Annotated in this window: 13 protein-coding genes and 1 pseudogene; 8 read left to right on the top strand and 6 right to left on the bottom strand. The window is 38.7% G+C overall.

The window, feature by feature from the left end; translation table 11 throughout:
• The first annotated feature begins 2 nt into the window (after positions 1-2).
• The 3 genes from NG743_RS03095 to NG743_RS03085 all read left to right on the top strand — a co-directional run bounded on the left by NG743_RS03095 (position 3) and on the right by NG743_RS03085 (position 5,871).
• The gene (locus tag NG743_RS03095; RefSeq protein WP_193962175.1) at positions 3-2,111 is read left to right on the top strand and encodes an ATP-binding protein; all 2,109 of its coding nucleotides are present in this window, start codon (positions 3-5) and stop codon (positions 2,109-2,111) included.
• 31 nt (positions 2,112-2,142) lie between these two features.
• Positions 2,143-4,872 (top strand): DNA translocase FtsK, encoded by a 2,730-nt coding sequence (locus NG743_RS03090; protein WP_257121504.1) that lies wholly within the window; start codon positions 2,143-2,145, stop codon positions 4,870-4,872.
• 114 nt (positions 4,873-4,986) lie between these two features.
• A complete protein-coding gene (locus NG743_RS03085; protein WP_027404912.1) occupies positions 4,987-5,871 on the top strand; it encodes a ParA family protein in 885 nt (294 codons plus the stop codon).
• A gap of 349 nt (positions 5,872-6,220) precedes the next feature.
• Here the strand turns inward: NG743_RS03085 and sodB are convergent, their stop codons facing one another.
• The 4 genes from sodB to nagA all read right to left on the bottom strand — a co-directional run bounded on the left by sodB (position 6,221) and on the right by nagA (position 12,261).
• Positions 6,221-6,820 carry a superoxide dismutase [Fe] gene (gene sodB, locus NG743_RS03080; RefSeq protein WP_027404913.1) on the bottom strand — a complete coding sequence of 200 codons (600 nt, stop codon included), beginning with the start codon at positions 6,818-6,820 and terminating at the stop codon, positions 6,221-6,223.
• Positions 6,821-7,245: 425 nt separating this feature from the next.
• Positions 7,246-8,862 carry a bifunctional pantoate--beta-alanine ligase/(d)CMP kinase gene (locus NG743_RS03075; protein ID WP_257121503.1) on the bottom strand — a complete coding sequence of 539 codons (1,617 nt, stop codon included), beginning with the start codon at positions 8,860-8,862 and terminating at the stop codon, positions 7,246-7,248.
• Between the two features lie 145 nt (positions 8,863-9,007).
• Entirely contained in the window at positions 9,008-10,123 is a 1,116-nt protein-coding gene (locus NG743_RS03070) for a septal ring lytic transglycosylase RlpA family protein (RefSeq protein WP_053539226.1), read from the bottom strand.
• 962 nt (positions 10,124-11,085) lie between these two features.
• The gene (gene nagA, locus NG743_RS03065) at positions 11,086-12,261 is read right to left on the bottom strand and encodes an N-acetylglucosamine-6-phosphate deacetylase (RefSeq protein ID WP_193962179.1); all 1,176 of its coding nucleotides are present in this window, start codon (positions 12,259-12,261) and stop codon (positions 11,086-11,088) included.
• A 298-nt stretch (positions 12,262-12,559) separates the two neighbouring features.
• Here nagA and purE point away from each other — a divergent pair, with 298 nt between their 5' ends.
• The 4 genes from purE to NG743_RS03045 all read left to right on the top strand — a co-directional run bounded on the left by purE (position 12,560) and on the right by NG743_RS03045 (position 17,205).
• Positions 12,560-13,072, top strand: a complete 513-nt coding sequence (purE, locus tag NG743_RS03060) for a 5-(carboxyamino)imidazole ribonucleotide mutase (protein WP_027404918.1) — start codon at positions 12,560-12,562, stop codon at positions 13,070-13,072.
• A 189-nt stretch (positions 13,073-13,261) separates the two neighbouring features.
• Positions 13,262-14,311 carry a type 2 isopentenyl-diphosphate Delta-isomerase gene (gene fni / locus NG743_RS03055; RefSeq protein WP_027404919.1) on the top strand — a complete coding sequence of 350 codons (1,050 nt, stop codon included), beginning with the start codon at positions 13,262-13,264 and terminating at the stop codon, positions 14,309-14,311.
• A 77-nt stretch (positions 14,312-14,388) separates the two neighbouring features.
• Positions 14,389-16,206 (top strand): signal peptide peptidase SppA, encoded by a 1,818-nt coding sequence (sppA, locus tag NG743_RS03050; protein WP_027404920.1) that lies wholly within the window; start codon positions 14,389-14,391, stop codon positions 16,204-16,206.
• Between the two features lie 435 nt (positions 16,207-16,641).
• Entirely contained in the window at positions 16,642-17,205 is a 564-nt protein-coding gene (locus NG743_RS03045; RefSeq protein WP_027404921.1) for a Uma2 family endonuclease, read from the top strand.
• Positions 17,206-17,255: 50 nt separating this feature from the next.
• Here the strand turns inward: NG743_RS03045 and NG743_RS03040 are convergent, their stop codons facing one another.
• The gene (locus tag NG743_RS03040; protein ID WP_027404922.1) at positions 17,256-18,011 is read right to left on the bottom strand and encodes a GDYXXLXY domain-containing protein; all 756 of its coding nucleotides are present in this window, start codon (positions 18,009-18,011) and stop codon (positions 17,256-17,258) included.
• 769 nt (positions 18,012-18,780) lie between these two features.
• Positions 18,781-20,229, bottom strand: a pseudogene (locus NG743_RS03035) (DUF2157 domain-containing protein); the annotation flags it as partial.
• A gap of 235 nt (positions 20,230-20,464) precedes the next feature.
• Here NG743_RS03035 and NG743_RS03030 point away from each other — a divergent pair.
• Positions 20,465-21,418, top strand: coding sequence for an RsmB/NOP family class I SAM-dependent RNA methyltransferase (locus NG743_RS03030; protein ID WP_027404923.1), 954 nt, complete (start codon positions 20,465-20,467; stop codon positions 21,416-21,418).
• Positions 21,419-21,817 lie beyond the last annotated feature (399 nt).

Raw genomic sequence — 21,817 nt, 5'->3', positions numbered from 1 at the left:
CTATGACAGACATTAAGGACATTATTAAACGCGAGGTCAACCCTTTTGACGTGATTAATTTAAAGCCCACTAATTTTTGGGCTGAAGAACAAGATTCAAAACTCATGGTTGAGTCAATTCATCAAGAGACAATCATAGAAATTGAAGGTTTACTTGATTTAGTAGGTAAAGATCATCGTAGTCGTACAGCTTTATTAGCTGGTGAGTCTGGTTCTGGTAAAAGTTATTTATTAGGTCGGCTTAAACGTACTCTTAACCGAAAAGCCTTTTTCGCCTATATTCTCTGTAATTGGGCTGATAGTAGTAATATCTGGCGGCATATTTTACGTCACACCGTTGATAGTTTAATTCAAGTTCCTGAAGGGGAGAAAGAATCACAGTTAATGTTGTGGTTGAAAAGTTTAACCGCATTTACAAGAAGTGATATCAAGCAACGAATATTTAATGATAATTTTTGGGAAGCATTACAAAGTAATCGGCAAAAATTTATAAAACACCTCAAGGATAGTTATAAAAAAACAGGTATTTATAACCCTGATATGTTTTTTGGAGTGCTACATGATCTCGCAAATCCAGAATTATATGATTTAGCTTGTGAATGGCTGCGTGGTGATGATTTAAATGAAGATTCGATGCAAGAAATCAAGGTCAAAACTTGCATTGATACAGAAGATGCTGCAAAAAATATCTTAGCAAACTTTGGCAGAATTTCTACACAAACCCAACCGATTGTTTTATGTTTTGACAATTTAGATACTATGCCCCAGTTACCAGAAGGTTTTTTAGACATACAACCTTTTTTTAATGTCAACACCACAATTCATGGGGATAATTTAAAAAATTTCTTGGTGATAATTAGCGTTATTACAAACACATTAAAACGGCATTTTGATCGAATCCTCCCAGCAGATAAAGCCGGAATACATAAAATAATTGATTTAAAACGTATTACTATAGAACAGGCAGAAGCACTTTGGGCTTATCAACTTCAGCCATTACATCAACTAGCAAATCCTAGACCTGAATCTCCTATTTTTCCCCTAAATCGGGAAATGTTGGATAAGACCTCCCCTGGTGGTAAAACTATGCCTAGAAATACATTAGTTTTAGGTCGTGATGAATATCAAAAATATAAAGGTTCATTATTAGATGAAAAACCAAAGCCCGAACCAGTTACAATACAAATAAAGGTGACAACACCCAATGCAAAAACTGTTCCTAAACCTATAATTATTCTTCCAGCACCACCTCTAAATGATCAAGATACAATTCAAGCAGAATTTCAATTATTATGGCAGCACGAATATACAAAAAGCCAGGGGAAAATTACCAAGATTTCTTTGTTATCATCACCTGATTTAATTCAGATGTTGCAGCAGTCTATATCTACTTTAAAAATACAGGGAGTTAAGTCTAAACTTTTAAGCGGAAAATATGCTAGTTATTCCTTGAGTTATCAACATCCTACAAATCGGCAAAAATTGGGTATAGTTTGGACAGAAGACTCCAATATGACCAGTTTTTATCATGTAATGAATGCTTGTCAAATAGTAATTCAAAAAAATCTCTGTCAAACTATGCACTTAATCCGTGCTGGAGATTTAGGAAAACCAAATCTGGCTGGAAATCAACTCTATAGGCAGATTTTTACGAATACTAATCATGTTCATATTAAACCAAGTCTGTCTTCTATTCACTACTTAGCAACATATCAAAGTTTGGTAAATTCTGCCAAATCTCAAGAGTTAGTAATTGGTGGAAAAACGATTAATTTACAAAGACTAGAAACTTTAATTAATGAAGCTGAGATTTTACATAAATGTACTTTATTACAAGATTTAGGTATTGTTTCTAAACCAGATAAACCACCAACTACAAATGGAACCGGTAAAAAAGATTTAAGACCTGTTAAAGATTTCCTATTAAATCTAGTCAAAACTCAAGCATTTATGGGAGTAACTACTCTAATTTCACAAGCAGTTAGCCAATTTCCTGATGTGAAAGAAACTGATATTCAACATTTAATTGATCTATTATGTCAAGAAAAGAAAGTTAAGATTATGAACCCAAAAGCTAAATTACCAGATCGATTAATTTGTTTAATTGCTTAAATTCACTTGTTTTTTATAAAATGATCAGCCAATGCACTACCTGACAGAATCTTCTGAAATTTACAAGCAAATTTTCCAACTGTCCCTATCTAAAACTCTATGGATAGATACGGAAATTGCTGATTGGTATACTGATAAACCAAAATTAGCACTAATTCAGGTATTGGCTGATTATACAGACTTAACTGGTGAATTTGCTTATATTTTTGATGTTTTAGATAAACCTGATTTGGCTGCATATTTCATTAACCAAATCATGGTTAATTCCCAAATTGAGAAAGTTTTTCATAATGCTGGTTTTGATTTAAAATATCTAGGAAAAGAACTAGCAGAAAATGTGACCTGTACCTTCAAAATAGCTAGAAAAATCACCAAAGAAGTTTTACAAACTACCAACTTAAAACTAAAAACTCTAGCTGCTGAACTCTGCCATTTTTCTAATGTAGACGCAGAAGAAGGAAGCAGTGATTGGGGAAAACGTCCCCTGAGTCAAAAACAGTTAAAATATGCAGCAATGGATACAGTTTATCTCGCTGCTGTTCATCGTCGCTTACTGGAAATATCCAATCCTGCTGTTATCAGTCGTGTATTTAATATGGTAAATAATAAATCTGAAAACTCTTCTTTAACTCCCACTAAAGTTAGATTAGCTTTTGAGTGTCCGCGACTATTTTATCTAAATCACCATTTTAATAGTAAATCAATATTCTCTCCTAAATATACCCTTGGGGGTGTTGGTAATGTTTTCCACAAATTAGCGGATGATTTTATTAACTTACTGCTGATTGAACCCAGATTTAAAAGTTTATTCAATCCATCTGCAACACAATTAAGGATAGATGAAATTACGTTGGAAATTCAACAATTATTCTATCAAATTAAGTTCTTTCCCTATTTACAAAATGCAATTGCAAAAGACGCGAGTAAAGCACCTGTATTACTACAAGTTTGGCAAGGTTTACAAGGATTAATTAAAAAGTTTACTGAATTGTTAGTAATTAATCGTCGTTATTGTAGTGCGGAAACACTTATTTCTAATACTTTTATTTCTGAAGAACACAATTTAGAATATTACTTTGATTTACCGAATGGGACAAAACAATTAATTAGAGGTGAGTTTGATTGTCTGGTTTTTAATTTTGAACTTAAACGCCTTTGTATGGTGGAGTTTAAAACCTATCAATCTGTAGATTCATCAGCACAATTAGCACAAGTTTCTCTTTATAGTTATATGTTGTGGAAGCAGAAAAAAGCACCTGTTGATTCTGCTGTTTATTGTGTTTTACCAGAATTTAAAGAATACAAATATTCTTGGGAACAACTAGAAAATACAGTTCATCAATTAGTTCCCTATAAATTATTACAAATGCAACAATGGTTGAGTTGGGAATCTCCCAATCCTAACCCACCACCTGCGACAACTCAACCTCATTTATGTGAAATTTGCCCCCAACAACAAAAGTGTCAGACTTTTTTCGATGTTGAATCTAATGCACCGCCAAATAAAGTTATTCCAGATAATGACAATCCCAATTTTATAGCACCTTCCAAAAAACAAGAAGATACATCTGACTTTTCACATTATTTAGAAAACCCAACACGAAACCTAACCCCCCAACCCCCTTCCCTACGAGGGAAGGGGGAGAATTCAAAGCCTCTCTCCTTGCAGGAGAGAGGTTTGGAGAGAGGTTTTTCAGATACTTTTAAAAGTCAGAAAGATACATTTATTAATGCTGATGAAATTGGCGCATCTTTAGTGGCAATTCTAGAATCTTTTAAGGTTAATGTAGATTATTATGGTGCTGATGTAAGTCCGGCATTTATTCGGGTGAAAATTAAACCACATTTAGGTGTGAAAGTTCCTTCAATTTTGAAATTATCCACAGATTTACAAGTACAATTAGGGTTAGAAAATCCCCCTTTAATTGCTCCCCAAGCTGGTTATGTCAGTGTTGATTTGCCGCGTCAAGATAGACAAATTGCCAAATTTGAAGATTTTATTCAAAAGCAATTTTTACCCCCAACAGCACCCGTAAAAATTGCTATTGGAGTGGGTATTGATGGAAAGTTGTTAGAGGCTGATTTATCAGATCCGAATACCTGTCATTTTTTGGTTGGGGGAACAACAGGCAGCGGAAAAAGTGAGTTTTTGAGATCCTTACTTCTCAGTTTAATCTATCGTCATTCTCCCCAACATCTCAAAATTGCCTTAGTTGACCCCAAGCGGGTAACATTTCCCGAATTTGAACAAATGTCGTCGTTATATGCACCAGTTGTCAAAGATAGCGATCGCGCCGTAGAATTAATGCAGGAACTAGTTGCAGAGATGGAATCTCGTTATCAAAAATTTGAAAAAGCTAAATGTGCAGATTTAACCACCTATAATCAACGTTCTTCCCTAGCTTTACCGCGTATTGTTTGTATATTTGATGAATATGCCGATTTTATGGCAGAAAAAGAAATTCGCACCATCTTAGAACAAAGTATCAAACGTTTAGGCGCAATGGCAAGAGCCGCCGGTATTCATCTAATTATTTCCACACAACGTCCAGAAGCCAGTATTGTCACCCCAATTATCCGTTCTAACCTACCTGGACGAGTCGCCCTACGTACCTCCAGCCAAGCAGATTCATGTATTATTCTGGGTGGAAAAGAAACAACAGCAGCCTATTTATTAGGCAAAGGTGATTTAGTTTACCAAGGTGGTTCGCACGGACAACGTCTTCAAAGCTTATTAGCACAAACCATTAAACTACCTTAAAAAGATCCCCGACTTCTTAGAGAAGTCGGGGATCTAAGTAACATAACCAAAGTTAAAATTTATTAGATAATATGAACGCTATATCATTGGGAAAGCGTCAGTAGAGGAATTAAAATGGGATATGTAATTGCAACAGCAAACATGAAAGGTGGAGTCGGTAAAACCACCATTACCGTGAATATAGCCACCTGTTTAGCCAAAAATCACGGAAAAAAGGTACTTGTTTTAGATTTAGATAGTCAAATCAGTGCCACACTGAGTTTAATGTCACCTGTTGATTTTGCCAAACGTCGCAAACAAAGAAAGACATTTAGATATTTACTAGATCAAATTATCAACCCTGAACCAGAGGCAAAATTTACAATTGGGGATATCATTCAACCTGAGATTTGTAACCTGACTGGATTAAACTTATTACCAGGGGACATAGATTTATATGATGAATTTTTGGTTTCAGAAATGCTGCATAATCAATCAGTAGCATTAGGAGAACAGGATTTTGAAACTATCTGGAATCGCTTTGAAAGGGTCTTAATTAGAGATATTTTAGAACCTATACGGCATGAATATGATTTTATTCTTTTAGATTGCGCTCCCGGCTATAATCTCTTGACTCGAAGTGCTTTAGCTACCAGTGATTTCTACATTCTTCCAGCTAGACCAGAACCCTTATCTGTAGTCGGAATTCAACTTTTAGAAAGACGCATTGGTCAATTAAAAGAAAGTCACGAACATGAAGCCAAAATAGATATTAAAATGTTGGGAATAGTCTTTAGTATGTCTAATGCCAATCTCCTGAATGGCAGATATTATAAACAGGTAATGCACCGAGTTGTTGAAGATTTTGGAGTAGATAAAATCTGTAAAGCTCAAATCCCCGTTGATGTTAATGTTGCCAAAGCTGTTGATAGTTTTATGCCCGTTTCTTTACTAAGTCCGAATACAGCCGGTTCTAAGGCATTTATGCAGTTAACTCAGGAATTATTGCAGAAATTGTAAATTAACAATATAGCGGTATACACTCCTGAACTCCTGATAGCGCAGCGTGTTGTTAGCCATACTTCTAGCCCTCACAGATAACTTTTTCAGCAAGCCCTAAATAGCATTAATTTAGAGGGTGTTTGAAAAGTCACGATTGCTGTATCAAATGTTTTACCCCTCCCTAACCCTCCCCTTATAAAGGGGAGGGTTAGGGATTTTATTGTTTCTCCCCTTTGTAAGGGGGGTAACAATGTGATGAAAATTACGGGATACCACTTTTAAAACATCCTCTTAGAGATTGGATAAGGGGTAATAAGTAAAAATATTACCCATTACCCATTACCCATTACCAATTACCCATTAAAATCTAAGCAGCGAAATTTGCAGCGACAAAATCCCAGTTCACCAAATTATCTAAGAAATTCTTGATGAATGCAGGACGAGCATTTTTGAAGTCGATGTAGTATGCGTGTTCCCAAACGTCAATGGTTAACAGAGCTTTTTTACCATGTGCAAGGGGGTTTTCGGCGTTGGGGGTTTTCATTACTTTCAGAGTACCACCATCATCAACCAACCAAGCCCAACCACTACCGAATTGAGTTGCAGCAGCGTTAGAAAATTCTTCTTTGAATTTATCGAAACTACCAAAATCCTGATCAATTTTAGCAGCTAATGCGCCTGTAGGAGCGCCGCCACCTGCTGGTTTCAAGCAATTCCAGAAGAAAGAGTGATTCCAAACTTGAGCAGCATTGTTGAAGATTCCAGCTTTTGTAGAATCACCAAAAGCGATTTGAATTACTTCTTCCAAAGACTTGTTGGCTAATTCTGTGCTATCAACAAGCTTATTCAAATTATCTACATAAGCTTTATGATGCTTACCATAGTGATATTCAAAGGTTTCAGCCTTCATGCCATAGGATTCTAAAGCATCAGAAGCAAAAGGTAAAGCTGGTTGGGTAAATGCCATTTTGTGAAATCCTCTTTTTACTGTTTTCTAGTTGAAAGCTATTGCCATAGCTAGGCAAATTACAGGTTTCGTATTTAGTAAGCCCTACTTAATCCTGCAATACAAAACTTAACATTGTTATTCTACTACCAAAGTGGAAATTTCCACCAATTAGTTTATAAACAAAGCAAATTCCATCTATTTAGCTTAAACTCTTAACTTCTCTCTGTTGCCTGGAGTGCCTGAAGCGTGAGCAAAAAGCCCGGTTTAAAATATATAATTATTAACTCAGACTAATATCCACGAAAGATGAATCTATCTGAAACTAGTTTAGGATGTAGTTCAAAGCACTAAAAATTAAAATGGTGAGTTAGTCGGCACTCACCACTGTTTTGAAGTCCTTTAGGAATTTGGGCGCAAGCCCTGCGCCCCTACATTCTGGTGATCTACCAATGGGATAGCCGCTGGTTGTAATGGCTAATGATTTGTGCTGCTACTTCAGAAGCAGTTAAACCGTCGGTTTGGAGTTCAATGGCATCAGCCGCTTTTTGCAAAGGGGAGACTTTCCGGGTGCTATCTTTGAAGTCGCGTTCAGCAATCTCCTGTTCTAGTTGTTCTAAACTCAAGATTGAACCTGTTTTTTGAAAGTCTTGCTGACGACGACGCGCTCGTTCACCGACGGAAGCGGTTAAGAAGATTTTAATTTCCGCATCTGGAAAGACGTGAGTGCCTATGTCTCGACCTTCTGCTACTAACCCCCCGCGTTGTCCCCAACTTTGCTGCTGTTTGACCAAGGCTTGACGCACTGCACTTTGGGCAGCGATCGCCGATACAAGAGATGTTACCTCAACAGTGCGAATTTTTTGAGTGACATCAATATCATTAATCTGGACTCTCACGGGAGTTTGCAAACTTTGACTGGGAGTGAGGTCAATTTTGCAGTGAGTGGCTAATTCCGCCACAGCACAATCATCATCAATAGCAATTCCCTGTTCCATGACTAACCAAGCGATCGCCCGGTACATAGCACCAGTATCTAAGTACACCAAACCTAGTTCCTGTGCCACTTGACGAGCCACAGTAGATTTACCAGCACCAGCCGGACCATCAATAGCAATGATCGGTTGGCGGAGTCTATCATTGCCATCGCGCAGAATCGTATTATCAATTAACCTTGTAGAACCAAGACGAGCAGCGATCGCCAACATTCCTTCATCCTCAACTTTTTCTAAAAACATCAACGTATTCGGTTCAACCAATTCAATATATTCCAAGCTGATATTCCTAACTTTTGCGATTTCTTGCCGCGCCAATGCTATAAGTTCACCACTGTCACGAACGCCAGCCCGAAACGCCGCTTCAGCTTGCCGTAAACCTTTAAATAACACAGTTGCTTGCTCTTTTTCTGTAGCCGTCAAATATTGATTACGAGAACTTAAAGCCAAGCCGGACACCTCCCGCACCGTAGGACAAGCAACAACTTCTACTGGCAAATTTAAATCAGCTACTAACCGTTTAATAATTGCCAATTGTTGACCATCCTTTTGTCCAAAGTAAGCTCGGTCAGGTTGTACCAAGTTTAAAAGCTTAGTGACAATAGTTGCCACACCAGTAAAATGACCTGGACGAAAATTACCACACAAGCTAGATATCATATCAGATGGAGGGATCACTTGTGTCACTTGAGTTTCTTCTATATTCTTCCCCGGTACACCGATTTCTTCCGGAGTTGGGGCAAAAATCACATCAACTCCCGCCTGTTCACAAAATTCTCGGTCTTGTACCAAAGTGCGAGGATAGCATTGATAGTCCTCGTTGGGTCCAAATTGTAGGGGATTGACAAAAATACTCACAATTACCGTCGCATTTTCCTGTCTAGCCCGTTTAATCAAACTTAAATGCCCCTGATGTAAACCCCCCATAGTTGGCACTAAACCAACCGCTGTGGGATACCAACTGGTTTGTTCATCAAGTCCCAGATCATCTGGTAGCCTCAGATGGCTTTGCCAGCGACGACGATTTAAATAGCAGCGTAAAGCTACAACTGTTGTCAGCACACGCACAAAATACCCCTAGTTTCTATCCTTTCCCCCGTTAGTGTATATCCGATAGCGCAGTGTGGCGCAAAGGATAATTGGGAGATAAAATAGAAGAACCAGGGGGATTTAATCGTGAAAAGCGAAAACGGAGTCGGAACTAGGAAACGGGTTATTTTCCTAAAACCTCAAGACTAACTGGAGCAACACCACTGCTGATCATACCCAAAAGCCGAGCAGCGCCGGCGGAAAGGTCAATAATTCGACCCCGGATGAAAGGTCCTCGATCATTGATTCTGACAACAACAGAACGACCATTACGGGTGTTAGTGACACGGATTTTTGTTCCCATCGGTAAGCTGCGATGAGCCGCAGTTAATCCTTCGGGATTATATCTTTCACCACTGGCGGTTTTATTGCCAGAACCATCATATCCATACCAAGAAGCCATCCCTTGGAAACTGAGATTGACATTACCGAAGGCAATTTTTTGCGGTAGACTAGCACTAGAAACTGATTTACTAGCGGGTAAGTTAGCAATTGTCTGAATGGGAGATGCGTTGCCAATGAGTCTCCGCAGTCTGTTAGTTGCTTGTAAGGCATCTTGGGCAAGATTTTCTGTGGTATCTGCTAATCTAGTACCTTCATTGACTTCTACCAGTTCTTGACCGTCAATGGTAATGGTGTAGCGATCCACTGACGGTTGTTTACGGAAGAAGCCTTTTTTATTGGCTTTATTGTTAATTACGGAATTATCCGCTGTTTTCCAACTGACAGTAATCTTGCTTGCATCTACATTGTTCTGGATCAGTTCGTTAATTCTAGCGGCAATCACACTAGCTTTCTGAATTGGATCATTGTCAATAGAGCTAACTTGTTTGTTAAAATTGATTGTATTACCAGCATTGCTAAAACTGGCAACTTTGGCTGTATTGGTAGCAACAAGAGAGTCAGGATTGATATTCTCATTGTTGCCAATTACTCCAACTTTAGTTTTGTTGTTAGTAACTGGGGTAGAACCCAAAAAAGTCAGAACAGGAATGTCCCGAACATAAAGAGTAGCTGCTTGTAAACCTTTAATACTGTGAGGATAAATCCTAGTAATCACAGCATCCAAGGTGGGGTTTTCTGTTGGGGATTGGTATTCTCCTACTTTGACTGCATCACTGATAGATGATGCTTGCCTAGTTGGGGAACTTTCCTCACTGGTTTGAGTTCGACCAACTGAGGGTAAACCCAAAACGGCCAGAATTACGGCAACTGTAGTCCACAAATGTCTTTGATTCATGCGTCCGATTTTAAAGCGACTGTAGAACTTAAGTTTTTTGATTAGCGGGGGTTTCACCTTGTGAACAGTGACTCTCGCCGGAAACTTTAACCCGTTCCGCTTTCACTTTGTGTTTTGTAACTCGAATACATTAACATGAATTTTCGGACTTGGGGATCAGGGTTTTAGCGGAAGTCTGAAAGAAATGTCCAAATTTATAGTTGAGTTTGAGCTTGTAAACCGTGATTAATTCAGGACTTTGGCTATGTAACGTTTTTTTTAAGATTTCTATATTTTCTTCGGGAAACTTCATATTAAGCGATCGCCCAATTTGACAATTACTACCTAATATTTATTCTCAGTAGTTGTAAATCATGAGGTATTGAAAAACTCATCTGGTTACTTGGTGTTTCGATGAAATTTTCCTGCCAATAGTTGACTCTTCAAAAGATATCACCAGCCTAAACATAATCTAGACAAAGATTAAATTGTTAAAATACTTGGACTCTTTTCGCCCAGTACATGATTTTTTATCTACATTCTTAGTAAGTAAATATATTTAAAATGTCTACATAATTAGTTGCAATTAGAACAATTGCTGTCAAGCAATAACAGTGATTTATTTCCAGTAAGTATTTATTCTTATCCCCAAATAAAAAATTAATGAGACCATAGAAAAATGGCATTAAACGCGCATAAATATACTTGTTAAGTATACAAGAATACATACTTACTTGTTGTTACGGAGTAAAATCAGTAATCAATTTTATATCAAGCTATTAAACATATATATAATTCGGAAAATGCAGAAATGTTATCATCAGCACTTTTAGGCATTTTCCAAAACTTATATTGCCAGTATAAATCCCTGAAAGACGGTGTAGTCGCTAACTATAACTCGAACTCGCCAAAGTAAATTCAGCGTCTGGGGTTGCCTGAGTTCAATATAATATAGTCATCCTGAAAACTAATTACAGCAGGAATCAGGAGTCAGGAGTAAAACTGTTCGCTACAGTTAACCGTTTCCATGTCAGTTCTTTGCCAACCTCATCCCATTTCCAACGTAATAAGTGGGCGGGTTGTTGGGCGGCAAATTTTGGTAAGTTGATAGCTTGCCTGGGTGCGTCTGTAGCGAGGCTAACGGCGGTTTCTAGGTCACAAATTCCCCATTTCACTAGATTTTGAACTCCAGTTAATAATGGTAGGGTTGTTCCTGATAAAGTGCCATCTTGTAATCTGGCTGTACCGTTGATAACTTCTATTTGTCGGGTATCCCAAGGATAGATGCCGTCAGGTAATCCTAATGGTGCAAGGGCATCACTGACAATAAATAACCTTTCACTGGCACGCAGAAGAACTTTTAAGATCATGGGGGCAACGTGCTGACCATCGGCAATGAAACCACAAAACACATCAGGATTGTTCATGGCTGCGCCTAATAAGCCCGGTTCACGGTGGTGTAGGGGTGGCATGGCGTTGAAGGCGTGGGTTATCATTGTAGTGCCTTGAGTAAAAGCTTGTTGGGCTTCTGTGGCTGTGGCTTGTGAATGTCCTAAACTGACAGTGATTCCCAAGGAACGCAAATATGGGATGACTTTACCTGTGGTGTCTAATTCTGGTGCGAGAGTGATGACTTTGACAATATGGGCATAATCTCCTAAAACCCGTTTAACTTGATCTATGGTGAGAGGAAGAAGATATTCGGCTGGATGTGCGCCACGTTTGTAGTAGTTTAAAAATGGACCTTCTAAATGGACTCCGAGAATTTGGGCGGAGGTTGGAGAATTGGGGGTATAATTGGCGAGAATGGCGAGCGATCGCTGAATATTTTCGATAGAGGTTGTGACTAGGGTGGGTAAATAACCGTCAACTCCTGCTTCCCAGAGAAATGAAGAGATTTTTGGCAGCATAAAGGAATTGTCTGCTGTTAATTCCGGGAAGGCCAATCCTAGTCCACCATTGATTTGTAAATCCACACCACCTAAAGAAATCCAGTCTCCAGCTACATCTAAAATTTGTAAGTTTTGTGGTACAACTTTTTCCCATGCTGTGTTCATGGGCATAATTTCCTCAATTATGCCTGCTTGGTTAACTAAGATTCTTTGTAAATCTTGATAACCGGGGACTCTTACGTTGATAATATCTACATTTGCCAGCATGGTATTTTTGTCAGTTGTTAGTTGTCAGTTGTCAGTTGTCAGTTGTCAGTTGTCAGTTGTCAGTTGTCAGTTGTCAGTTGTCAGTTGTCAGTTGTCAGTTGCACAAGAATATTTCTCCCCTTTTACTCCCCCTACTCCCCCAACTCCCCCAACTCCCCCTACTCCCCCAACTCCCCCAACTCCCCCTACTCCCCCAACTCCCCCAACTCCCCCTACTCCCCCAACTCCCCCAACTCCCCCTACTCCCCCAACTCCCCCACCTCCCCCACCTCCCCTTGTTCCCTGTTCCCTAAATTATATGAGTCTTGAAGTTGGTATTATCATGGGTAGTGATTCCGATTTGCCCACAATGAAGGATGCGATCGCTATTTGTGAAGAATTTGGTATTGTAGTTGAAGTTGCCATTGTCTCTGCCCATCGTACCCCAGAACGGATGGTTGAGTATGCTAAAACTGCACATCAACGCGGTATCAAGGTAATTATCGCTGGTGCTGGTGGTGCGGCACATCTCCCTGGTATGGTAGCATCTTTAACTCCTTTACCTGTGATTGGTGTTCCCGTCGCTACTCGGAATTTACAAGGTGTGGATTCTTTATATTCTATAGTGCAAATGCCAGCAGGAATACCCGTCGCTACCGTCGCTATTGGGAATTCTAAAAACGCTGGACTTTTAGCTGTACAAATTCTTGCTACTCACCAACCAGAATTACTCGAAAAAGTTCAACTTTATCGGCAAAGTCTTTGTAATATGGTCATGGAAAAGCAAGCTAAACTAGATCAGCTTGGATATGAAAAATATTTACAACAATAGATATTTACACCAGGCGGTTAGAAACCGCGTCTACACAGGCAAAACCCACCTGCGTGGGTTAAGATTTATTAGTCCATGAAGACGGACTTTGTTTATGTAGCCGCGTATCCCTAACGGGATGCGAAACCATATTGTATTCGCCAGGGCTTAGTGCAAAATATAAATATTCACATACCTCCATATTAAGTCGTGAACCATCCTATCAACACCTCAGCCCAAACCCAAAATCGCAAAGCAGATCATATTCGCATCTGTTTAGAAGATAATGTCCAATCTCCAGAAATTACCACTGGGTTAGAAAAATATCGCTTTACTCATGCTTGTTTACCGGAAATTGATGGTAAAGATATTGATGTGAGTACGACATTTTTGGGAAAACATCTCCATGCACCTTTGTTAATTTCTTCCATGACGGGAGGTACAGAACAAGCGGGGATTATTAATCGTCGCTTGGCTGAAGTTGCCCAAGCATACAAATTAGCAATGGGTGTAGGATCTGTAAGAGTAGCAGTGGAAAAACCTCAAGTTGCGGATACTTTTGCCGTTCGTAAATATGCGCCGGATATTCTCCTCTTTGCTAATTTAGGCGCGGTACAGCTTAATTATGACTATGGTATTGATGAATGTTTACGAATTGTTGATCTGGTCGAAGCTGATGCTTTGATTCTACATATTAACCCTTTGCAGGAATTCATTCAACCCAGAGGTGATACTAATTTTTATGGACTGCTTGACAAAATATCTGACTTGTGCAACGATTTGCCAGTTCCCGTAATTGCCAAAGAAGTAGGTAATGGAATTTCCGCAACTATGGCAGAAAAACTGATAGCTGTGGGAGTGCAAGCTATTGATGTGGCTGGTGCTGGTGGTACGTCTTGGGCGATGGTGGAAAGTGAACGGGCAGAAACTGCCTTACAGAGGCGTTTGGGGCAAACATTTGGGGACTGGGGGATACCCACAGCCGATTGTATTGCCAATATTCGGGAGCATGATCCCGATGTTCCCTTAATTGCTTCTGGGGGCTTACGCAATGGTTTAGATGTGGCTAAAGCGATCGCTCTAGGGGCTGATATTGCTGGTTTAGCAATGCCCTTTCTCAAAGCAGCGGCAGTATCGGAAGCGGCTGTAGTAGAATTAACAGAGGTTTTAATTGCCGAAATCACCACCGTATTATTTTGCACTGCCAATAGCAGCCTGTATAAATTAAAGCAATCTCAGAGTTTACAACGTATACAATAGAAAAAGGTTATTTTCTGGTCATTACTTTGGCATTAATGACTAATAACTAATGACTAATAACTAATAACTAATGACTAATGACTAATTTTCTTAAACAAACCCTAGCAAGTTTAATTGGTAGTTTACTAGGACTGACAATTTTTTCTGGAGTCAGCACACTGGGATTCTTATTAATATTAATTGCGGTTGCTAGTTCTCAAAGTTCAGCCCCAACAGTGAAAGATAAGTCAGTTTTAGTTTTGGACTTGTCCATGAAAATCACAGATAGTGAACCTAATTCCAGCCAACTTTTCCAAAAAACTTTTAGTGGGGCTGAAGAAAATAACATCACACTTCGCAAAGTTGTAGAAACCTTAGATAAAGCCGGACGTGATCAAAAAATTGTAGGTATTTATATAGATGGAACTAATGCTAATAGTGCAGTTGGTTATGCTTCCTTGAAAGAAATCCGTCAAGCATTAGAAAAATTCCGCAAAACCGGCAAAAAAATTATTGCCTATAGTACAGATTGGAGTGAAAAAGAATATTATCTAAGTTCCGTAGCCAATCAAGTTATAGTTAATCCTATGGGAGTAATGGAAATGAACGGTTTAAGTTCACAACCAATGTTCTTAGCGGGGGCATTTGAAAAATACGGCGTTGGTGTGCAGATTGTGAGGGTGGGTAAATTTAAGGGTGCAGTAGAACCGTTAATCCTCAATAAACTCAGCCCAGAGAACCGGGAACAAACCCAGAAATTGTTAGATGATGTGTGGGGAGAGTGGCGGAAATCTGTAGGTGCAAGCAGAAACATTCTACCGCAGAAATTGCAAGCGATCGCTAATAGTCAATCAATTTTAGAAGCTACAGAAGCTAAATCTAATAGTCTAGTGGATACAATTGCTTATGAAGATCAAGTATTCACCGACTTAAAAAAATTAACTGGTGACAGTAAAAAAGATCAAACATTCACAAAAATCAGCTTGGCTGATTATGCCGAAATTCCCGGAAAATCCTCAAATTCAGATCATAAAATTGCCATTGTTTATGCAGAAGGAGAAATAGTTAACGGTAGCGGTAACGAAGGACAAATTGGCGGTGATAACTTTGCAAAAATATTCTCAAAAATTCGCCAAAATGATCAAATCAAAGCAGTAGTTTTAAGAATTAATAGCCCTGGTGGTAGTGCTACCGCAGCCGAAATCATGCAGCGAGAAATCAAATTAACTCGTCAAATCAAACCCGTCATCGTTTCTATGGGAGACGTAGCTGCTTCTGGTGGTTATTGGATTGCAAGTGATTCCAACCGCATTTTTGCCCAAGCTAATACCATTACAGGTTCTATAGGTGTCTTTGGCGTATTATTTAATGGTCAAAAACTAGGCAATAATAATGGCATAACTTGGGATAGCGTGAAAACGGCTCAGTATGCAGATCAACAAACCATTTCCCGTCCTAAATCACCTCAAGAATTAGCAGTTTATCAACGCAGTGTTGACCGCATTTATAATCTATTCTTGCAGAAAGTTTCCCAAGGACGGAAAATTCCCACTGCAAAAGTAGCAGAAATCGCCCAAGGACGAGTTTGGTCAGGAACAGCAGCCAAACAAATCGGTCTAGTTGATGAAATTGGTGGTTTAAATGTAGCCATTGAATATGCAGCTAAACAAGCGAAATTAGGAACTGATTGGGAAATACAAGAATATCCGCGAAGTACAACCTTTGCAGAAAAGTTATTTGGTAAAAAATTAGATCAAACAAAAGCCAAATTAGGCATAGAAAAAACCCAAACTAAAAACTCAAACCCCTTAATAAATGAACTAGAAAAATTCCAACAGGAAATCAAAACCTTGCAAACAATGAATGATCCTCAAGGGATTTATACTCGTTTACCAGTGAACTTCAAAATTGAATAGGTAAGTAGGTGAACACAATAAAACCAAACTGTGTAAAGAAACGTAAAATCGCCCAAACCCTCTTGCCTCTTGCCTTTTGCCTTGCCATAACGACAATTTTCAACGCCAACCTACCTAATTGGTAATTGGTAATTGGTAGCAGGGCAAACGCACCTAAATTCTGTAATCCATGTCCAGCAAGAGTTTCAACTTTTAGTTACAAAACTAAACAATCGTCAAAACCTTTGTCCAGTAAGCATTCTAAAAATAAGATGCGTTTGCCCTGTAATTGGTAGTTAACGAGGATTAAACTATTGATGCTAAAATTACAAAATATAGCGATTATTGGTCGAATAAAATATAGTTGAGGGCGCAGAAGAAAGCACCCCACTGTCTTTAAAGTTTAAAACTTTACCTCACTGATTTTAACCCAGAAAAATTACACTAATAAACATAATGAACACTGTTACCCTGAATCTAGATCCAGTTGTTCGCCTTACAGATGATCAGTTTTACCAACTTTGTATGGCTAATAAAGATGTAAACTTAGAACTCAATGCACAGGGAGAATTAATTATTGTGCCACCAGTAGGAGGAGAAAGCGGCCGTAGTGAATCTGATTTAAATTTCAAAGTAAGTCTTTGGAACTACAAAACCCAATTAGGAATAGTATTTAGTTCCTCTACTATTTTTCGACTTCCTAATGGTGCAAAACGTTCTCCTGATGTTGCTTGGGTAAAATTAGACCGGTGGGAAGCACTAACTGTTGAAGAACGAGAAAAATTTCCCCCACTCGCACCTGATTTTGTCATTGAACTGAGATCAAAAACAGACAGACTTAAAACCCTGCAAGAAAAATGCACCGAATATATAAATAATGGCGTGCGTTTGTGTTGGTTAATTAATCCCTACGATAAACAAGTAGAAATTTACCGACTGGAACAACCTGTAGAAATTGTTCAATTTCCTGTATTACTGTCTGGAGAAGATGTGTTATTAGGGTTTGAATTACAATTTTGAAATCCACAAACAATTTATCTTGAGGTGGGCATTGCCCACCCTCAATAATGCTATTGAAAACGATAATTGCGATCGCCACGTTCACCATTCGCATCTCTTATGGATAAACCAATGGGAACAGCATTACCTTGAGGATCTACTTTTACCCTCACTAAAATTGGTTGTTGTCTACCATTCCTGGCTTCTTGAATTTGCGAAATATCCTCATTAATCTGTTGTCTTTGTTCTTCAGGAATGAAATAGTCTTCTAACCCATAATTAATCAAACCGTCTTGATAATTACCTTTTAAAGCTACCTGATTATTAGATAAATAAACAGGACGATTACTACTTACCCGGATAGGTTTCCAAGACTGAAGTTCATTTCGATTACTAGGTCGCCCTTCGCTATCAAAAGATTGTCGTTCTTGCAAAATTAAGTATAAGACAGTCCCTCGATAAACTTGTCTACCCCTGCGGGAATTTCTTCGCAACCAGTCATTCCAACCCGGCAATCTTCTCAAAGTTTCAGGACGGGAAATATTATAATCTAAGTTCAAGGAAGAACCCCGGACAACATCATTAGAATCTACAGGTACGGTTTGCAAAATTACTGTCTTACCCGTCACATCCGTATACATTGCCTGAGAAGGTACAGCTAGAATTAAGCCTACTTGAACCAATAAAGGGGCAATTAATCGCCAAATCGGTAAAGGTTTATTAGCCTTCTGTTCTGTAGCCTTAAGATAATCCCGAAAGGTCAATTTTTCGGAAAATTCCATTTCTGGAGTGAAGGTTTTTTTTGATTCAGGGAAGTCATTTTTCATGAGATTAATTTAAGTAGGTGAACACAATAAAACCAATCTGTGTGAAGAAAAGTAAAATCGCCCAAACCCTCTTCACTCTTGCCTCTTGCCTCTTGCCTTGCCATAACGACGATTTTCAAGGCTAACCTACTTAGTTAGTAATTGGTAATAGATAATAGGAAAAAATACTTTTCCCATTCCTGCTAATTTTTCGATAGGAATTTATCCGCAGAGATTTATATACAAAGAACTCAGATTTAATTTTTTGTGAGTAAGTAGAAAGGCGTAAAAAAGTCGAACTCAGGTGCCTGAATTTTGATTGAGAATTATCCTATTACTTTCTACTTCGATAATCACCTCCACTATTGCCTCTGTTATCTCTCTCCCTTTCTCTATCCCTCTCCCTCTCCCTTTCTCTATCTCTCTCTTTACTATCGTTAGTGCCTCCACTACCATTCCGATAATCACTGCTACTATTGCTTCTGTTATCGCCTCTACTATCGTTAGTGCCTCCACTACTACTCCGATAATCACTGCTACTATTGCTTTTGTTATCGCCTCTACTGTCGTTAGTGCCTCCACTACTAGTTTTATTCCCGCTATTCCCGCTATTTCCGCTATTTCCACTATTCCCACTACCACCGCTATTCCCGCTATTTCCGCTATTTCCACTATTCCCACTACCACCGCTATTCCCACTACCACCGCTATTCCCGCTACCACCACTATTCCCGCTATTCCCACTACCACCGCTATTCCCACTACCACCGCTATTCCCACTACCACCGCCATTACTAGTTTTAGAAGTAGTAAAGCGACGTTCAAACCAAAGTCCGGCAGCAATGAGAGAATAACCGCAAATACCAAATACTAAAGCCCGGAAAAGAACCTCAGTATTATATTCTAAAACCCGGCTGATAATTTGCAGGGTAAATAATAACATACCACACCAAAATGCGGCTCTTTTTCGTAATTTCAACCCTTCTTGAACTAATCCCCAGGCTAATATTGCCAATAAAACATTGAAGATAAAAATACCTAGTTCGGTAATTCTGCTGATAGCTTGATGCCAAAAAGGAGTAATCAGAATAAACCCTAAAAAAGTAGTAATAATGCCAAGTCTGAAAAATACTTCCCGTCGAAGTGGACTATTGCTTTGACGAATTAGAAACAACCATTGTAAAACTGCCAAACCGCTGAGAATCCCTAAATCAATAATTGGCAAAGATGGTAATAAATTCGATGAATTACTAGTTGAATTGAAGGGATTTAAAAATGATAAACTGCCAATAGAGTCAACCGATTCCCATTGCCAACGGAAAGATAAAAGATAAAAAACCACACCAAAGCAAATCAAGCCAAAATTACGTGCCAGGGGTTGAAACAATCTATAATTAACTGTAGGGAAAAGTAAATCGTCATAACTCCAAAGTAAGGCAGGTGGTAAAGCCAAAGCAAAGGAAGCTATCCAAGAAGCTGCATCAGAAAATGTTAAGAGTGGTAAAGGTCTGAGGTTATATTGCAAAGATATAATAAATGCCACAACTCCTATGCCAAAAATCCACCGGGATCTGCAAATATAAGCTAAGGGAACAAACAGTAACCATGATAGTAAGGGCATATGGCGCACAGCTAACCGCGCCCAAGTCACTTCCCCAGATTCAGATCCTAAATTACCAATTCCTATCCAGTAACCGATTTGAATGAGGACAATAGCCATAATTCCCAAGGAATTGAGGGAAAGACTATAAGCCATGACTAACACCCCAAGCCCCCAAGCTAAAAATAACTCAGAAGCTGAACCGCTAATATTGAATATTTGCGCCATTAACATGAGGGTTGCCCCTAAAATAAAAGCACTGAGAATTAACAATGCTTCTCCGAGTACCCGTTTACCCTCTTGAGATTTTTTACCTTGATTTGTGGTAAGTGTAGGTTCTCGCCAAGTCAAAAACCCAGTAATGGCTGTGGAGAGAAATAAACTCATTAACAAGATAAACTTAACGTCCCGTGACCAACCTTGCCAATTTGCGCCCACAAGGGTCATTAAACCTAAGCCTAATAATAAACCGCCGATGACAATGGCAATGACACCAAAACTATCACGGGTAGATTCTTCTATTTTATTAAATTGATGCCGCTTGGCTATTTGGTCGTACTGGGAAGAACTAATAATTCCTTCGTCTCGCCAACGTTGTGATTCTTGGCGCAGTTTTTGCTGAAAATTGTTAAATATCATGACCTCTCCGGTACATAAGTGTAACACCAAATCTAAAATCGTAATTTGGCATGAGTTTGACAAACATTAACAAAACAAGGTTAGCCTCTAGCTAAAAGCCAGAAGCCATAACAGACGAACTTTGCAAACGCCATGTAAATATCGGTCAATGTCTTTTTAGTATGCAGCCAAATATATTGATTGTATTGTTCTCATGTAACAGTTTCTGTTCTGATTTAATTTGGTAGAAATTAATATGGAAAAACCTTCTAATTTATTGCTTAAAGTTACCCGACAGTTATTTACAAATGTAGATGAACAAACAAAGTTTATAGATGCTTTAGTTCATCCCCAACCTTTTGCACCCTGCATTCTTTGGTGTCAAGATCAACCAGAAATTTCACCTTTTCAATTACAAACGCCAACACATTGGCAACCGCATTTTGTAGACCGTTTATCTTTGGGAGCAAAACCAGGTAAACATTCTCTCCATGAACAGGGATATTTTTACTGTTTAGATTTTTCTTCGGTATTTTCTGCTTCTGTTTTGTTGGCAATTCCCGAATCAATATCTATAGTTTTTGATATGTGTGCTGCCCCCGGTGGTAAAAGTGTGTTTGCTTGGAAGGCTTTAAGACCTGATTTGCTAATTACTAATGAGGTAATTGGTAAGCGGTTAGGAATGCTGATTTCTAATTTAAAACGTTGTCAAATTAAACCCAGTGGGGTAGTAAATAGAGATTCGAGTATTTTTGCAGAATTGTTGCCGGCTTCGAGTAATCTGGTGATGGTTGATGCCCCTTGTACTGGGCAATCTCTATTAGCTAAAAATGAGAAAGCACCAGGATGTTTTCACTCAACTTCAATTAATAAAAGTGCCAATCGTCAAAAACGAATTATTGCTAATTCTGCCCAAGTTGTTGCCCCTCAAGGTTATTTGGCTTATATGACTTGCACCTATTCCCCTGAAGAAAATGAGCAGGTTTGTGAATGGTTTTTAGAACGGTTTCCGCATTTTCAAGCGGTGGAAGTTGATCATTTATCTACTTTTCAATCTCGTTTAACTAGCATTCCTTGTTATCGGATGTTTCCGCAATATCGGTTGGGTGCGGGTGCGTTTACGGCGTTGTTTAAAAATACGATGGAAGGTGATGCGAAGGGGGTTGATTTAGAGTCTATGTCTGCTATGTGGAGATATCAAAGTATGTAGTGTTCTTTGATGCTATCCGAATAAAGCCTACCTGCGTGTGATTTACATTTTTTCTCACGCAGAATCACGAATAAGTATTAAGATTTACAAATTAAAATAAGTCACCATAAGGTAAATCAAGGCTTTTACGTCATTTTTGCGTAATTATTGCATAATTTAGTATAACAAATTTTAATAGAATAGTATTTTTTACTGTAGTCAAGTTGGCATAAATCATTTTATGTTTATGTAGTAACAATGACTTTTTATGCAAAATATTGATCCAAATAAATACTGATTTTTTGGATATCGTCAGTGTCAGTAGGACTAATATTTAGTCTTTGAAGTACACCTAAGATGAGCATTGCCGACTAGAATCTGGATACAGTCTGCATTGCCCACCCTACGTAATCAATATTT

Source organism: Dolichospermum heterosporum TAC447 (genome assembly GCF_024584745.1).
In the GTDB taxonomy this organism is placed as follows: Bacteria; Cyanobacteriota; Cyanobacteriia; order Cyanobacteriales; family Nostocaceae; genus Dolichospermum; species Dolichospermum heterosporum.
This window is presented reverse-complemented; position numbering and strand designations above follow the sequence as displayed.

What these genes read in the sequence shown, in the direction of transcription:
- purE (WP_027404918.1), top strand. Translation starts at nt 12,560, where the DNA reads ATGAGTCTTGAAGTTGGTATTATCATGGGTAGTGATTCCGATTTGCCC.
- NG743_RS03045 (WP_027404921.1), top strand. Translation starts at nt 16,642, where the DNA reads ATGAACACTGTTACCCTGAATCTAGATCCAGTTGTTCGCCTTACAGAT.
- NG743_RS03030 (WP_027404923.1), top strand. Translation starts at nt 20,465, where the DNA reads ATGGAAAAACCTTCTAATTTATTGCTTAAAGTTACCCGACAGTTATTT.
- NG743_RS03040 (WP_027404922.1), bottom strand. Translation starts at nt 18,011, where the DNA reads ATGAAAAATGACTTCCCTGAATCAAAAAAAACCTTCACTCCAGAAATG.
- NG743_RS03085 (WP_027404912.1), top strand. Translation starts at nt 4,987, where the DNA reads ATGGGATATGTAATTGCAACAGCAAACATGAAAGGTGGAGTCGGTAAA.
- sppA (WP_027404920.1), top strand. Translation starts at nt 14,389, where the DNA reads ATGACTAATTTTCTTAAACAAACCCTAGCAAGTTTAATTGGTAGTTTA.
- NG743_RS03090 (WP_257121504.1), top strand. Translation starts at nt 2,143, where the DNA reads ATGCACTACCTGACAGAATCTTCTGAAATTTACAAGCAAATTTTCCAA.
- nagA (WP_193962179.1), bottom strand. Translation starts at nt 12,261, where the DNA reads ATGCTGGCAAATGTAGATATTATCAACGTAAGAGTCCCCGGTTATCAA.
- NG743_RS03070 (WP_053539226.1), bottom strand. Translation starts at nt 10,123, where the DNA reads ATGAATCAAAGACATTTGTGGACTACAGTTGCCGTAATTCTGGCCGTT.
- NG743_RS03095 (WP_193962175.1), top strand. Translation starts at nt 3, where the DNA reads ATGACAGACATTAAGGACATTATTAAACGCGAGGTCAACCCTTTTGAC.
- sodB (WP_027404913.1), bottom strand. Translation starts at nt 6,820, where the DNA reads ATGGCATTTACCCAACCAGCTTTACCTTTTGCTTCTGATGCTTTAGAA.